The sequence below is a fragment of the Polaromonas hydrogenivorans genome (genome assembly GCF_040105105.1).
Lineage (GTDB): Bacteria > Pseudomonadota > Gammaproteobacteria > Burkholderiales > Burkholderiaceae_C > Polaromonas > Polaromonas hydrogenivorans.
This window is the reverse complement of record NZ_CP157678.1, coordinates 21913-36114: the sequence shown is the minus strand read 5'-3', so window position 1 is coordinate 36114 and position 14202 is coordinate 21913. Positions and strand designations below refer to the sequence as shown.

The window sequence follows — 14202 nt, the reverse complement described above, 5'->3', positions numbered from 1 at the left end:
AAATTTTCCTTTGGGGTTGTCTATCAGGTTTACCAGATTCAGCAGGTTCACTACGTTGACGCAGCGAGCTTGGGCGTGCGCGGAATCGGCACGATCAGCATGACCGCGCAGCCCACCACCAGCAGCACCGAGGCGTAGATCAGGCCCGTGGCAAAGCTTTGCGTCGCATCCTTGAGCCAGCCCACCACCAGCGGGTTCAGGGCCGAGCCGATGTTGCCGACGGCATTGATCACGGCAATGCCCAGCGCCCGCGCCGTGAAGCTCAGCGCATGGTCAGGGGTGGTCCAGAAGATCGACATGGCGGTGTAGGCGCCGGTCGAGGCCAGGCAGATGCCCAGCAGTTGCAGGGCGGGCTGGGGCGAATAGGCCGTGATCAGCCAGCCGCTGGCTGCCAGCAGCATGGGCAGCACGGTGTGCCAGCGGCGCTCCTGCGCGCGGTCGGAGCGCCGGCCCCACCAGATCATGCCGATGACGGTGCAGATGGAAGGAATCGCTGCCAGCAGCCCGATGGTGGTGTTGCTCGCACCGCCGCTGAAGCTCTTGACGATCAGCGGCGTCCAGACCGCGACCATCGCCAGGCTGTTGACCAGGCAGAAGTAGGCCACCGAGAATTTGAGCACGGTCGCGGAGGTCAGCTCGGACAGCAGGCTCGCCCTAGGACCAGTGGGTTTGGCGACGGGATCGGCCTGGTGTTCAGCGGCCAGCATGCGGGCCAGTGTGGTCTTTTCCAGGTTCGTGAGCCAGCGGGCCTGTTGGGGCGAGTCGTTGAGGTAGAAGTACACCACCACGCCCAGGATGGCCGCTGGAAGGCCTTCGAGCAGGAACAGCCACTGCCAGCCCTTCAGGCCAAGTATCCCGTCCATCCCCAGGATGGCACCCGAGATCGCCGAGCCGACGGCGGCGGTGACCGGCATGGCGATCATGAACAAGGCGTTGGCCCGCGCCCGGTAGGCCGAGGGGAACCAGTACGTCAGGTACAGCAGCATGCCCGGCAAGAAGCCCGCTTCGGTGATGCCCACCAGGATGCGAAAGAAATACAGGCTCTGCGGACTGGTCGCAAACATTGTGGCGGTCGAGGCCAGGCCCCAGGCGATCATGATCGAGCCGATCCACTTTCTGGCACCGATGCGCGCCAGCACGAGGTTGCTCGGAATGCCGCAGGAGATGTAGGCGATGTAGAACAAGGTGGTCGCCAGGCCAAACTGGGTGCTCGTCAGGCCCAGGTCCTTCATCATCGTCAGGCCCGCAAAGCCGATGTTGATGCGGTCCAGGAAGGACACGACGAACAACAAAAAGAGGAACCACATGAGGTGCCGGGTGACCTTGTCCACGACCAGGCGCTCGGTTCCCATCGGCGTGGGCGGTAGATCGCCAAGGCTGTGCGATTTGGAATCGTATGAATTCAATTTGACGCTCCTGCCGCAAGTGGCGGCTGCTGACATGAAGGGGGAAACACGGCGAAACATCACCGCTGCGCGCCCTGTCAAGGAAGCGATTCATTGATCGAAATCAAAGGCAATCGTTGCGCACACAACTATTATTGACGGCCTTGAATAAATTGGGATTGGTGGTTTCCCTAGTTGCACGCGCAACCAGTTTTGAGGCATAAAGGCTTCAGACTCCTCGGACCCGTCAAAAAGGTCGTAAAAATTGTTGCCCTTTTTGTCCCTCGCGTACACGGTTTGGTTACCAATGCGTCCAACGTTTACTTCTGCAAGCCCTTGCCATGACTGATCCGTTTTCTCTCGAACGCACGATGACCCACCGCCTGCACACGCTGTCCAAGCTCACCGACCGGGTCACCCAGGCCGCGTATGTGCTTGATGCCGGCATCCCGTTCAGCGAGGGGCGCTGCCTGGCGGCCATCGGTGCGTTCAGCCCGCTGTCGGTCAAGGACCTGGCCTACCGGGCCAACCTGGACAAGGGCCAGGCCAGTCGCGCAGCGCAGTCGCTGGTCGAGCAGGGCCTGGTGCGCAAGCAAGCCAACGCCACGGACGGGCGTGGGGTCGTGCTGACCCTGGCTGCCCGCGGCAAGCCTGTCTGGCAGCGCTTGATGACCGTGATCGAACGGCGCAATCACGAGATCGTCTCTTGCCTCAGTCCAGCAGAGCAAGGGCAGCTCGACCGCCTGCTCGACCGCCTGGTTGACCATGCGCGGGAAGCCGTAGAAGCTGTCGGCTCGCTCGAAGAGTGAGTCGGGTGCGGTAACCGCTTCTGTGCGCTGAGGGCAGCGTCACTCTTTTGTCCCGCAGCAGGCCGGCGCGCGCCCGCCAGAACCATTGGCGATGGGTGGTGAAGATGAGCACCAGGCAGTGAGTACATACTCTAGTTGCGCGCGCAACCAAGTCTGATTATTATTCATCAGCCTTTTCAAACCGGTGCTACACCTTTTGGGTGACCGGTGCAAGCCCTTTTGTCAAAGTTCACAGGAGTCACCATGAAAAATACCCACGCCCTGCGCCGCTGGATGAGTGCTGCCACACTGGCCTTGCCACTCGTGGCGGCTGCGGCCTATCCCGACAAGCCCATCGAATGGGTCGTGCCCTACCCGGCCGGCGGCGGCTCGGACGTGGTGGCTCGCATCCTGTCGTTGCCCATGAGCAAGACGCTGGGCCAGCCCATCATCATCAACAACAAGCCTGGCGCCGCCACCAACATTGGCGCCGACTACGCCGCCAAGGCGAAGCCCGATGGTTATGTCATGCTGACGGGCGACACGGCAACGATGGCGGCCAACCCGGCGCTGTACTCCAAGCTCAGCTACAACGTCGAAAAAGACTTCGCGCCGGTCGGCCTGATGGCGCGTTTTCCGATGATCCTGGTGGTCAATCCCAGTGTGCCCGCGAAGAACCTGACCGAATTCCTGGCCTGGGCGAAGAAACAGCCCAATGGCGTGAACTACGCCACGCCTGGCGCGGGCAGCCCGCACCACCTGGCGACCGAATTGTTCCGCGAGCTCAGCGGGCTCAAGATGGTGCATGTGGGCTACCGGGGCGCCGCCCCGGCGGTGCAGGACGTGATTGGCGGGCAGGTGCCGATGATGTTCGTCGACACCGCCAGCGGCTACCAGCACATCCAGTCCGGCCGGCTGATTCCGATCGGCGTGGCCAGCCCGAAGCGCGTTGCTACCTTCAATACGTTGCCCACGCTGGCAGAGCAGGGCTTGAAAGGTTTTGAAGCCTATGCCTGGCAAGGCCTGGTGGTGCCTGCGGCCACGCCGCCAGAGGCGGTCGCCACATTGAGCCGGGCCTTGCTGGCGGCGCTGGAAACCACGGAGGTCAAGGCCAGGTTTCAGACGCTCGGCCTGGAAGCGATTGCCAGCACGCCGGCACAGATGGCTGCTTACGCCAAAACCGAGCGCGAAAAATGGGCCAAGGTGATTCGCGCAAGCAATATCCGCCTCGACTGAACCGTTACACATGGGCTGCAGACGCAACCCATGGCTGGCGTAGGGTGAAACTGGCATCGCAGCGGCAGGGCAATTCCGCCTGACGAGGCGAACAAGCTTTAGCCGAACTGAAACCGCTCGCGCACCTGCGCGGCGCTGGCCAGTGGCCGCCCGGCCAGAGCCGCGCTTTCAGCCACCTGCCTCACCAGGCTGGAATTGTCCGGCGCCAGGGAGCCGTCACGTCGCCAAAGGTTGTTTTCAAAGCCCACCCGGACATGCCCGCCTAGAGCCAAAGCGGCCATGGCGCAGCGATGCTCTTGCGCGCCAAAGGCGCACATGGCCCATGGATGGCAGCCATCCCAGGTCTGCAAAAAGGGTAGCAAGTCGGTCGGCGAGGAAGTCTGCCCTGCTGCGTAACGTCCCAGCACGAATAGCAAAAACCACCGTCCCTCGGGAATCACGCCGCGCGCGCGCAGCTGGTTCCATTGCGCAACCTCGGCGGCGTCATACAAAATGACCTGCGTCATGGTCTGCGTTTGAACCAGCCAGCCGAAGAAGCGCGACAGCTCGGCCTCGGAAAGACCCGGTCTGAGCAGCTCGCGCAGGCTGACTGAAACCGCTTCTGGCTGGAGGTCATATACCACCGCGACCTGTTCGGCCGGTTCATAGACGCCGGCAGCCTCGGTGGTGACCTGAATCACCAGCGAGGGCCCCACCGCCGCCCGGATGGCAGCCTGCGCCGCGCGGTAATCGTCAGCGCGCAGGCTGTGCCGGCCATCGGGCAGGCGCACATGCAGATGCAGCATGGCCGCGCCGGCATCGAGGCAGGCTCGGGCCGTTGCCGCCAGCGCCGCTGGCGTGATCGGCAGCGCGGCATGGTCCGTGGTGGACTTGTAGGCGCCATTGGGCGCCACGGTCAGGATGAGGGGTTCGTCGTTCATGGCAGTGGCGTTCCCTGGTGCGCGCGCAGCCGCCAGGCGCTACCCGCATCGAATGGCTCCGGAACCCAGACCGTGAGGAACACGCTGCTGACGTGCTTTTCCTGCCCGTCCTTGAGCACGGTGGCTTGCATGCGGCCGGTGACCAGTGCAGCGCTTGGCAATACCTGCACCTGCAGGTCACTCCATTCCAGGCGCAGATAACGCAGCGCGCCGTCGCAGATCTTGCGCAAATAGCTGTCCCGGGTGTCGCGCGCTCCCGTGGAATGCACATACACGATGGCGTCGGACAGCAGGGCTTCGAGTGCCACGCTGTCGCCCGCCAGCATGGCGTCACGGCGACGCTGCTCCCAGTGCAGCACGGCTTCAAGGGTAATGAGTGGACTCATGGTGACGTGTTCCTCAGTCCAGCTTGACGCCGGCTTTGCGCACCACTTGCCCCCATTGGGCGGAATCGGTCTTGATGAAGGCAGCAAATTCAGCCGGTGTGGTGGCCTTGAGTTCGCCGCCGTACTGGCGCCATTTTTCGGCAAGCTGCGGATTTTGGGCGGCTTTTTGCATGGCCGCACTGAGTTTTTCGACAATCGCCTTGGGAGTACCCGCCGGCGCCAGAATGCCTTGCCAGGCCAGGGGGGCGTAGTCTGCAATGCCGGCCTCGGCAAAGGTCGGCACATCCGGAAATGCAGGGTGACGCGTTTTCCCGGTCAGCGCCAGCAGCTTGAGCTTGCCGCCGCGGATGCCGCCCACGGCCGCCGGCAAGGCATCAAACATCACCTGGACCTGGCCGGCCATCAAATCGGTGTAAGGACTGGTGGTGCTGTAAGGCACGAACCTGAGCTTGACGCCCGCATTCGACGCGAACCATTCGCCGGCCAGATGAAAGTAGCTGCCCGCCCCCAAGGTGGCAGCAGTGACCGTATCGGGATTCGCCTTGGCATAAGTCACCAGCTCGGCAGCGGTCTTGAAAGGGGCCGACGGCGTGGCGATCAGTCCGGTATTGAGCACGCCCAGCAGGCTGACGGGCGCGAAGTCCCTCTCGGTATTGAAGGGCAGCTTGGTGTACAGATGCCGCAGCACCGACATGGTGCTGGTCGTACCGACGACCAGGGTGTAGCCATCGGGCGCCGCCTTGGCAGCGGCATCGGTGCCGATGATCCCCGAGGCACCGGGCTTGTTTTCCACGATCACGGTTTGCCCCAGGATTTTCGTCAGCTCGCCGGCTATTTCCCTTGCATTGGCATCGGGCCCCGAGCCTGCGGGAAACGGCGCGAGCAGCCGGATGGGCTTGGTGGGATAGTCCTGCGCCTGCACGCCGCTGGCGGCCAGCAGGGCCAGCGTCAGGGCGGCAAGGCCGGTGCGTCGGGTGATGAAGGGGGTCATGTCTAGTCTCCTGAAAGGTTGATTGAATGGTTCGACAGGCCCGCTGGGCTGGCGTGGCCGGATTCTTGATTAAAATCAATGTTTTGTCAAATTATAAGAATTGATGCATAATTTAATTCAATTTAAGCCAAATAAATCTTCTGTTTTTTATTTTTAGACCCTGGAGACGACATGACCCAACCCCCCCCGAACCTGCGCCAGCGCGGCTCACTGGTGTTCAGCCACATGGGCTTTTACGTGCGTGACCTCGAGCGCATGGCGCGCTTTTACCAAGACGTGCTGTGCTTCACCGAGACCGACCGGGGCGACCTGGGCGCGGTCCAGCTGGTGTTTCTGAGCCGCGACCCGGCTGAGCACCACCAGATCGTGCTGGCCTCCGGCCGCCCGGCAGACCTCACCTTCAGCGTCATCAACCAGATTTCCCTGCGCGTGCCCGACCTGCCCACGCTGCGGCTGGTGCGCGACCGCGTCGCGGCCGACAGCGATGTCACGGACCTGATGTGCGCGACCCACGGCAACGCGGTGTCGATTTATTTCCGCGACCCCGAAGGCAACCGGCTGGAGGTGTTCATGGACATGCCCTGGTACTGCGAGCAGCCGCTGCGCGAACCCGTCGACCTGGACCAGCCCGACGAGGTCATCCTGGCACGCGCCGAAGCCATTGCGCGCAGCCGGCCCAGGTTCCAGTCGCGTGCGCAGTGGCAGGCCGACATGGCCCGCCGCATGGGCTACAGCAGCTGCAACGAGGAGGCTTGAGTCATGTTCGACATCGCAATCATCGGCTACGGTCCCGCCGGCGCCACGCTGGCCAATCTGCTCGGACAGGCCGGCCTGTCCGTGCTGGTGCTGGAAAAGGAAGCCGGCATCTACCCGCTGCCGCGCGCCATCCACTTCGATGGCGAAGTCATGCGCATCTTCCAGTCGGCTGGCCTGCGCCAGGCGGTCGAGGCCATCTCGCGCCCCGGCCTCAAGGGCATGCACTTTGTCAACGCCGAAGGCGAAACCCTGATGATCCGCGGCGGCACGGCCGCCCAGGGTCCGCACGGCTGCGCGAGCAACCACTATTTCCACCAGCCCGAGCTGGAGCAGGTGCTGCGCGATGGCGCGGCCCGTTTTCCCAATGTGCAGGTCCGGCTGCACCATGAAGTCACGCAGATCACCGAAGCCGCTGACCATGTCCGCCTGGCCGTGACCGATCTGCAGGGCGGCAGCGCCTCGGAGGTCCAGGCTAGATACGTGGTCGGCTGCGACGGCGCGCGCTCCCTGGTGCGCAAGGTGCTGGGCAGCCCGATGAAAGACCTGGGCCTGCGCCAGCCCTGGCTGGTGTTTGACGTGGTCCTGAAGGACAACGCACCCGCCCTGCCCGACCACACCGTGCAGTTCTGCGATCCAGCCCGGCCCATGACCTGGTGCAACGTCACCGGTCGCCGCCGCCGCTGGGAAATCATGCTGATGCCGGGCGATGACCCGGCCCAACTGGTTCAGCCCGAGACGCTGTGGCAACTGGTGAGCCGCTGGATGAAACCCGAACACGCCGACATCGAGCGCGCCACCATCTATACCTTCCACTCATTGATTGCCGAGGGCTGGCGCAAGGGCCGGCTGATGCTGGCCGGCGACTCCGCGCACCAGACGCCGCCCTTCCTGGGCCAGGGCATGTGCGCAGCCCTGCGCGATGTCTCCAACCTGGCCTGGAAGCTCGAAGCGGTGCTGCGCGGCCGCGCCGGCGAGGCGCTGCTTGATACGTACGAATCGGAACGCTCGCCCCATGTGCATGCGTTCATCGAGCTGGCTGTCAAGCTGGGCGATATCATCCAGGCCACCGACCCCGACAAGGCGCGCGAGCGCGACGCGAAGTTCAAGGCCGGCGAGCCGGAAATCTTCGAGTTTCCGTCGCCGCGCCTCGGTCCTGGCGTGCTGCACGGCGACACTGCGCCCGTGGGTCAGCCTTTCCCGCAGCCGGTGCTGGCCGACGGCCAATTGCTGGACGCGCACATCGGCAACCGCTTTGCCGTGATCGGCCGCCCGGCGTTGCTCGACGGGGTAGACGACGAGACACGCAAGCTCTGGCAACAAAGCGATGTGGTGGTCATGGCGACGCAGGAGCCGGTCCTGCTGGCGTGGCTTGACAGCCACGATGCGGGGGCGATTATGCTCAGGCCAGACCGCTACATCTTGGGGTTGGCCAGAACGCCCGGGGAACTGGATGCTGTCACGGCCTGCCTGCCCGTGGCGGACCTCCAACCCCACTGACCTGATCCCCATGACCGATAAATCCGAGTCCAGCCTGGCCCGCATGCTGAGCGTGCTGGACCTGTTTTCCGACCACCAATTGAGCTGGACCGCCGAAGCCATCACCGAGGCGCTGCAAATGTCGCTGCCCACCGGCTACCGCTACGTGAAGATGCTGACCGACGCTGGCCTGCTGCAGCGCGCGGCCGACGCGCACTACACGCTGGGGCCACGCATCATCGTGCTGGACCACTACATCCGCATGGGGGATCCGGTCCTGCAGCACGGTGTTTCGCTGATGCAGGAGCTGGTCGAACAAACCGGATTGGACTGCGTGATTTCGTGCCTCTATGGCCAGCAGGTGCTCGACACCCACCGCGAGTTCGGCACGGCGAAGGCCACGCTGAGCTACGGCCGGGGTCGCCCACGGCCGCTGTTTTTCGGCGCTGCGCCCAAGGCCATCCTGTCGTGCTTCGCGTCTGCCCAGTTGCACCGGGTGTTTGATGAGCACCAGGACGAGATCGCCCAGGCCGGCCTGCCCACGGACTGGAGTGAATTTCGCAAGTATTACGGCGCCATCCGCAAGGCCGGCCACTACTTCTCGAATGGTGAACTCGAACCGAATCTTGCCGCTTTGGCCGTCCCTTTGCTCAAGGCGGACGACACCCTCCTGGGCGCCATCTCGCTCGTGAGCACCGTGTCCCGCATGGCCGTGATCGATCTGCCCAAGCTGACCCAACTGCTCACCCGCACGGCGCAGGAAATCACGACCCGCATTCCCTGATCCATCACCCAAGCATCCCTCCTCTGTTAATTTTGAAAGAACTTTTCCCATGAAACTCATCAGCTTCCTGAACCAGGGCACGCCCTCCTACGGCATCGTCAACGGCGACGACGTGCTCGACCTCACGCCCATCCTGGGCGCGCAGGCGCCGGACCTCAAGACCCTGATCGCGCGCGACCTGCTCGGCGCGGCGGCCGATGCCGCCAAAACCCACCCGCCGACGCTCAAGTTCTCGCAGCTCACACTGCTGCCGGTCATACCCAACCCGAACAAGATCGTCTGCGTGGGCCTGAACTACGGCGAGCATGTACGCGAAACCGGCAAGCAGATCACAGAAAGCCCGGCGCTGTTTTTGCGCATGACCGAGTCGCAGGCGGCGCATGGCCAGGACATCGTGCGCCCGCCAGAATCAAGCCGCCTGGACTACGAAGGCGAGATCGCCGTCATCATCGGCAAGGGCGGCCGGCGCATCAGTGAAGCCGATTCCTGGAGCCATATCGCCGGCTACAGCTGCTACAACGACGGCAGCATCCGCGACTGGCAGGTGGCCACCTCGCAGTGGACGCCGGGCAAGAACTTCTGGCGCACCGGCGGCTTCGGCCCCTGGATGGTGACGGCTGACGAAATTGCGCCCAACCAGAAGATGACGCTGGTCACGCGCCTCAATGGCCAGGAGATGCAGCGCGCCACCACCGAGATGATGATCCACAGCATCCCGCGCCAGATCGCCTACATCTCGGCCTTCATTCCCCTCGAGCCCGGTGACGTGATCGTGACCGGCACGCCCGGCGGCATCGGCAACAAGCGCACCCCCCCCATCTTCATGAAGCCCGGCGACGTGGTGGAGATCGAGGTCGACGCCATCGGCGTGCTGCGCAACGGTATCCGCGACGAAGCGTAAGCCTCCATGGCGCGCGGGCACCACTGCCGCGCGCCATCCTCGCCCTGCTTTTCCATCAGGAGTCGTCCATGCGCCATGCTGTCACCACGTCCCGCCTGTCTGCCCTCACGGTGCTCGGCCTGCTGGCCGGCACCGTGGCCTGCGCGGCCGAGCCTTACCCCACACGCTCGATCCAGTTTGTCGTGCCCTTTTCTGCCGGCGGCGGCCTGGACATGAACGCGCGCAACTTCGCCCAATCCCTGGCCGAGGTGCTCAAGCAGCCCGTGGCGGTCAGCAACCGGGACGGCGCCGCCGGCACGATCGGCCTGCAGGCCGTGGCCTCGTCCAGACCGGACGGCTACACCGTCGCCTTCACGCCAGCCGTGCCCCTGTCGAGCGAACCGCACCGGCTCAAATCACTCGCTTACCAGGTGGACTCGTTCAAGTATGTCTGCCAGGTGTTCGACAACATCTTTGCCGTGGCCGTGCCCAAGGACTCGCCCTACCAGAGCATTCAGGACATCGTGAAGGACGCGCGGCGCCATGCAGGCATGGTCAGCTACGGCACCTCGGGCATGGGGTCCATCCCACACCTGGGCACCTCCGACATCGAGGCCGTGAGCAAAGTCGAGCTCACGCACGTTCCCTACAAAGGCGATGCGCCCATGCTGCAGGACCTGCTGACCGGCCGCCTGAATTTTGGCGCCCTGCTGGCCAGCTCCATCACGAGCCAGATCCAGGCCGGATCGCTGCGACTGCTCGCGGTGTATTCGGATCGGCGCCATCCGGCTTTCCCCCAGGTGCCGACGCTGACCGAGGCCGGCGTGCCCGTGGTGCAGCTGAGCTTTGGCGGGCTCTTGGTGCCGGCGAAAACGCCGCCCGAGGTGGTCGCCGCGCTGGAAACCGGCTGCGAGAAAGCCCTCCAGTCGACCGCCTACCGGGACTGGGCCCAGCGCGCCCATCAGGTGATCGACTACCAGCCCGGCGCTGCCTTTGAAAACCGGCTGCGCCAGGACAGCGGGCAAAAGGCAGTCACCCTCAAGCGGCTCGGCCTGTGATGCTTCACGCCTTGCTTGACTCCCTCACCCCACCTACTCCATGAAACCCATCCTTCACATCCTGATTTGCAGCACCCGCCCCGGCCGCGTTGGCCCCGCCATCGCGCAGTGGGCGCAGCAAGCCGCCCTCGGGAACGACAAGTTCGAGCCGCAAGTGGTGGACCTGGCCTCCTTCAATCTACCGGTTTTCGATGAACCCGAGCACCCGCGCCTGCAGAAATACCAGCACGCCCACACCAGGGCCTGGAGTGCCAGCGTCAATGCTGCGGATGCCTTTGTGCTCGTGCTACCCGAATACAACTTCGGCCCGCCTTCTGCCCTGCTCAATGCCATGAACTACCTGGTCCGCGAATGGCAATACAAACCGGCGGCTTTTGTCAGCTACGGCGGCATGTCGGGTGGTCTTCGGGCGGTGCAGGTAACCAAGCAGCTGCTGACCACGCTCAAGGTCATGCCCATGTTGGAGGCCGTGGCCATCCCCAACGTGGGCCAGCATCTGGATGCGCACAAAGCCTTTGCACCGAACGATTTCCACGCGAGTTCGGCTGGCGTCATGTTCGACGAGCTGTACCGCTGGACACAGGCCATGAAGCCGATGCGTGCGCCCTCATGATCGAGGCGCAAAGCACCTTCAACCGCATGCGCCGTAGCGAGTTGGCGCCGCCGCCCGTGCTCACATTGCTTGGCAGCGTGATCCGAGAAGTGGATGCCGAAGCTGGCCAGCTGCGCACCGACTACGCCGCAGCGCACAGCTTCCTCAACCCGGCCGACGGGGTGCAGGGCGGCATGCTCTGCGCCATGCTGGACGACCTGACCGCCAGCCTGGTGGACGCCACACGGTGTCGCATTGGCGGTCAACCACACAGAGTCTTGATTCTCAATACGGGTACTGGGCGGACGGTTACCAGCGCCTGCAGTGTGCTGGAACTGCTGAGCCAGCCGCCGGACGCTGAACTGCAAGCTGCCCAACGGTTTCGCCAGCACAACCTGGACCTGTTTGAAAAGATGTACCCCCACCGCAAGAACCGCGAAAAAGTCATCGCCGTGGCCAGGCAGGGACGGCTGCAACTCGAAGCGCAGATGACACAGGAGCGCGAGCAACTGGCACAGCAGCGCCAAAACGCGCCGGGCTGACTCGCAATGGCATGAGGCGTCGTCAAGCGCTGATGGACTGCTTCAGACAATGGGCAAAGTATTCCGCAGCGGGCGTCAACGGTACATCGGACGGCGCGAGCAGGGCGATTTCGATTTCACAGGGGTGCAGCTGGGTGGTTGGCACGGCCACGATACCGCGCGACTCCGGATGACCGAGTAGCCTTTCAGGGCAAATACCGATCACATCCGTGTTGCGCAACAGCGTCAATGCTGCGAGCGTTTCGCACTGCATCAACCGTTCGGGAATTTTCACGCCTGCAGCCGCAAACATCGCCGCCTGCCGGTTGCCATCGCCGTCAACAATCGGGGCGGTATAGAGCCACTCATGCTCGACCAGTGCGCGCGCCGTCGGATTGCTGATTACGGGATGGCCTTCACGGGCCACGATGAACTGCCGGGCATTGCACACATGGGTGTATTGAAATTCATGGTTGCTCAGTTCGCCCACATCTGCAGCGACCACCGCAATGTCCAGTGAGCCATTGCGCAGACATGGCAACACCCGCGACATCAGGCCCTCAATCATCTGGATTTGCACTCGCTGGTAACGCTGCCGGAACCAGTTGAACGAGTCTGCTAGCGAAGTGAGCGTGAGAAACGGCGTAATGCCCACGCGCACCACGCCTACGTCCTCGCCACGCGACTGGAGGAGGTCGTCTCGGGCCAGCTCAATCTGGCGCGTGATCAGGCGTGCCCGCTCCAGCAAGCGTTCGCCGGCCGGCGTCAGGTCCACACCGCGCGAACGGCGCAGCAGCAAGGCCACACCGCACTCTTCCTCCAGCTGCTTGAGCGACTTCGTGACCGCAGCCTGCGACAAGTTCAGCTCCCGCGCGGCAGCCCTGATACCGCCACTGCGCACGACCGAAACCAAAGCTTGTAATTGATGAATTTTCATACAGCGAACATTTTAGATGACTACCTTTAGTATTTACCCTAATAAATCTATAACTTTTGGTTAACCCCAGTTTGGTGCAATTTTTTCATACTCATTGGAGAAAAAGCTGAAATTTAGCTTTATTTTGGTGCATTTTTTTATTTCTAAAAGTTGTCATGATGACTATATATCGTCATTTGGTTTTCACTTGGTTTGCCTAGAATACTTTTCATTACGCAACGCCGTGACATGACTGCCATGAGCTTGACCCCTTAACCGCCACTCGCTGAAACCCTGACATGAACGCTGTTCCCGACCTACTTCAAGCCCGCATGACCGAATTCGTAGCCATCCGGCGCGACATTCACGCCCATCCCGAGCTGGGTCTGGCAGAGTTCCGTACATCCGAGTTGATCGCCGCCAAACTTGCCGAGTGGGGCTATGAGGTCTCGCGCGGCTTGGCTCGCACAGGCGTAGTGGGCCAGCTCAAGCGCGGCACAGGCCCCAAGCGCCTGGGCCTGCGCGCCGACATGGACGCCCTGCCAATTCAGGAAACCACTGGCCTGGCCTATGCCAGCCGGCACGACGGCGTCATGCATGCCTGCGGCCATGACGGCCACACCGCTATGCTCTTGGCGGCCGCGCAGCATTTGGCCGAGCACGGCGACTTCGACGGCACGCTCAACCTCATCTTCCAGCCCGCCGAAGAGCATCCGGGCGGCGCCAAGATGATGATCGAGGATGGCCTGTTCGAACGTTTTCCCTGCGACGCGGTGTTCGCTATGCACAACATGCCCGGCATACCGCAGGGCCACTTGGTGTTCGTTGACGGACCGGCCATGGCCTCTTCAGACGACGTGACCATCATCGTCAAGGGCGTCGGCGGCCATGGCGCCATGCCGCACCGCGCCTGCGACCCGATCGTGGCGGCCTGCAGCATCGTGCTGGGGCTGCAAAGTATCGTCTCGCGCAATGTTGACCCGCGCCAGACCGCTGTCATCACCGTCGGCGCTTTCAACGGCGGAAAGGCCAACAACGTCATTCCCTCCGAGGTGACGCTGGAGCTGAGCGTACGGTCGCTGGACCGCGAGGTGCGCGACCTGCTGGAGCAGCGCATCCGCGAACTGGCCGACGCGCAGGCGCGCAGCTTCGGCGTGCAGGCCGAGGTGCATTACAAGCGCGACTATCCGGTGCTGGTCAACACGACGGCGGAAACCGAACTGGCGCGCCAGGTGGGGCTGGCACTGGTTGGCGCCCAGCGGGTAGTGCTCCAAGGCCAGCCCCTGACCGGCAGCGAAGACTTCGCCTTCATGCTCGACCACTGCCCTGGCAGTTACCTGAACATTGGCAACGGCGCGGGTGAAGGCTCGTGCATGGTCCACAACCCCGGCTATGACTTCAACGATGACAACCTGCCCGTGGGTGCCGCCTACTGGGTGGCGCTGGCCGAACGTTTCCTGAACAAGTCCTGATTCCCTGTCCCATCCTCTGCAAACCCTCTCCAGCAAAGAAC

The 14202-nt window shown here is 63.3% G+C and carries 15 protein-coding genes; 10 read left to right on the top strand and 5 right to left on the bottom strand.

The window, feature by feature from the left end; all coding sequences use genetic code 11:
* Window positions 1-50 precede the first annotated feature (50 nt).
* The gene (locus ABLV49_RS24000) at window positions 51-1352 is read right to left on the bottom strand and encodes an MFS transporter (protein WP_349283065.1); all 1302 of its coding nucleotides are present in this window, start codon (window positions 1350-1352) and stop codon (window positions 51-53) included.
* Window positions 1353-1726: 374 nt separating this feature from the next.
* Between ABLV49_RS24000 and ABLV49_RS23995 the strand changes: the two genes are divergently transcribed.
* Both ABLV49_RS23995 and ABLV49_RS23990 read left to right on the top strand, forming a co-directional pair.
* Entirely contained in the window at window positions 1727-2194 is a 468-nt protein-coding gene (locus ABLV49_RS23995; RefSeq protein ID WP_349282982.1) for a MarR family winged helix-turn-helix transcriptional regulator, read from the top strand.
* Between the two features lie 243 nt (window positions 2195-2437).
* Window positions 2438-3409, top strand: a complete 972-nt coding sequence (locus ABLV49_RS23990) for a Bug family tripartite tricarboxylate transporter substrate binding protein (RefSeq protein WP_349282980.1) — start codon at window positions 2438-2440, stop codon at window positions 3407-3409.
* Between the two features lie 98 nt (window positions 3410-3507).
* Here ABLV49_RS23990 and ABLV49_RS23985 read toward each other — a convergent pair whose 3' ends face one another.
* The 3 genes from ABLV49_RS23985 to ABLV49_RS23975 are packed head-to-tail and all read right to left on the bottom strand — an operon-like array spanning window position 3508 to window position 5706.
* Window positions 3508-4329, bottom strand: coding sequence for a 3-keto-5-aminohexanoate cleavage protein (locus ABLV49_RS23985; protein ID WP_349282979.1), 822 nt, complete (start codon window positions 4327-4329; stop codon window positions 3508-3510).
* On the bottom strand, window positions 4326-4715 hold the full coding sequence (locus tag ABLV49_RS23980) for a nuclear transport factor 2 family protein (protein ID WP_349282977.1): 390 nt from the start codon (window positions 4713-4715) through the stop codon (window positions 4326-4328). Before ABLV49_RS23980 ends, ABLV49_RS23985 begins: the two co-directional genes overlap by 4 nt.
* 13 nt (window positions 4716-4728) lie before the next feature.
* A complete protein-coding gene (locus ABLV49_RS23975; RefSeq protein WP_349282975.1) occupies window positions 4729-5706 on the bottom strand; it encodes a Bug family tripartite tricarboxylate transporter substrate binding protein in 978 nt (325 codons plus the stop codon).
* Window positions 5707-5877: 171 nt separating this feature from the next.
* Here ABLV49_RS23975 and ABLV49_RS23970 point away from each other — a divergent pair, with 171 nt between their 5' ends.
* From ABLV49_RS23970 to ABLV49_RS23940, 7 genes are all read left to right on the top strand, one after another.
* A complete protein-coding gene (locus ABLV49_RS23970) occupies window positions 5878-6462 on the top strand; it encodes a VOC family protein (RefSeq protein ID WP_349282973.1) in 585 nt (194 codons plus the stop codon).
* 3 nt (window positions 6463-6465) lie between these two features.
* On the top strand, window positions 6466-7959 hold the full coding sequence (locus ABLV49_RS23965; protein ID WP_349282971.1) for a bifunctional 3-(3-hydroxy-phenyl)propionate/3-hydroxycinnamic acid hydroxylase: 1494 nt from the start codon (window positions 6466-6468) through the stop codon (window positions 7957-7959).
* Window positions 7960-7969: 10 nt separating this feature from the next.
* Window positions 7970-8722, top strand: coding sequence for an IclR family transcriptional regulator (locus ABLV49_RS23960; protein WP_349282969.1), 753 nt, complete (start codon window positions 7970-7972; stop codon window positions 8720-8722).
* A 49-nt stretch (window positions 8723-8771) separates the two neighbouring features.
* Window positions 8772-9623 carry a fumarylacetoacetate hydrolase family protein gene (locus tag ABLV49_RS23955; protein WP_349282967.1) on the top strand — a complete coding sequence of 284 codons (852 nt, stop codon included), beginning with the start codon at window positions 8772-8774 and terminating at the stop codon, window positions 9621-9623.
* Between the two features lie 68 nt (window positions 9624-9691).
* Window positions 9692-10660, top strand: a complete 969-nt coding sequence (locus ABLV49_RS23950) for a tripartite tricarboxylate transporter substrate binding protein (RefSeq protein ID WP_349282965.1) — start codon at window positions 9692-9694, stop codon at window positions 10658-10660.
* 40 nt (window positions 10661-10700) lie between these two features.
* The gene (locus ABLV49_RS23945) at window positions 10701-11273 is read left to right on the top strand and encodes an NADPH-dependent FMN reductase (RefSeq protein WP_349282963.1); all 573 of its coding nucleotides are present in this window, start codon (window positions 10701-10703) and stop codon (window positions 11271-11273) included.
* Window positions 11270-11794, top strand: coding sequence for a hypothetical protein (locus tag ABLV49_RS23940; protein ID WP_349282961.1), 525 nt, complete (start codon window positions 11270-11272; stop codon window positions 11792-11794). Before ABLV49_RS23945 ends, ABLV49_RS23940 begins: the two co-directional genes overlap by 4 nt.
* A gap of 22 nt (window positions 11795-11816) precedes the next feature.
* Here the strand turns inward: ABLV49_RS23940 and ABLV49_RS23935 are convergent, their stop codons facing one another.
* A complete protein-coding gene (locus tag ABLV49_RS23935; RefSeq protein ID WP_349282960.1) occupies window positions 11817-12710 on the bottom strand; it encodes a LysR family transcriptional regulator in 894 nt (297 codons plus the stop codon).
* A 278-nt stretch (window positions 12711-12988) separates the two neighbouring features.
* On the opposite strand from ABLV49_RS23935, the gene ABLV49_RS23930 reads away from it, so the two are divergent.
* Window positions 12989-14161 carry a M20 aminoacylase family protein gene (locus ABLV49_RS23930; RefSeq protein WP_349282958.1) on the top strand — a complete coding sequence of 391 codons (1173 nt, stop codon included), beginning with the start codon at window positions 12989-12991 and terminating at the stop codon, window positions 14159-14161.
* Window positions 14162-14202 lie beyond the last annotated feature (41 nt).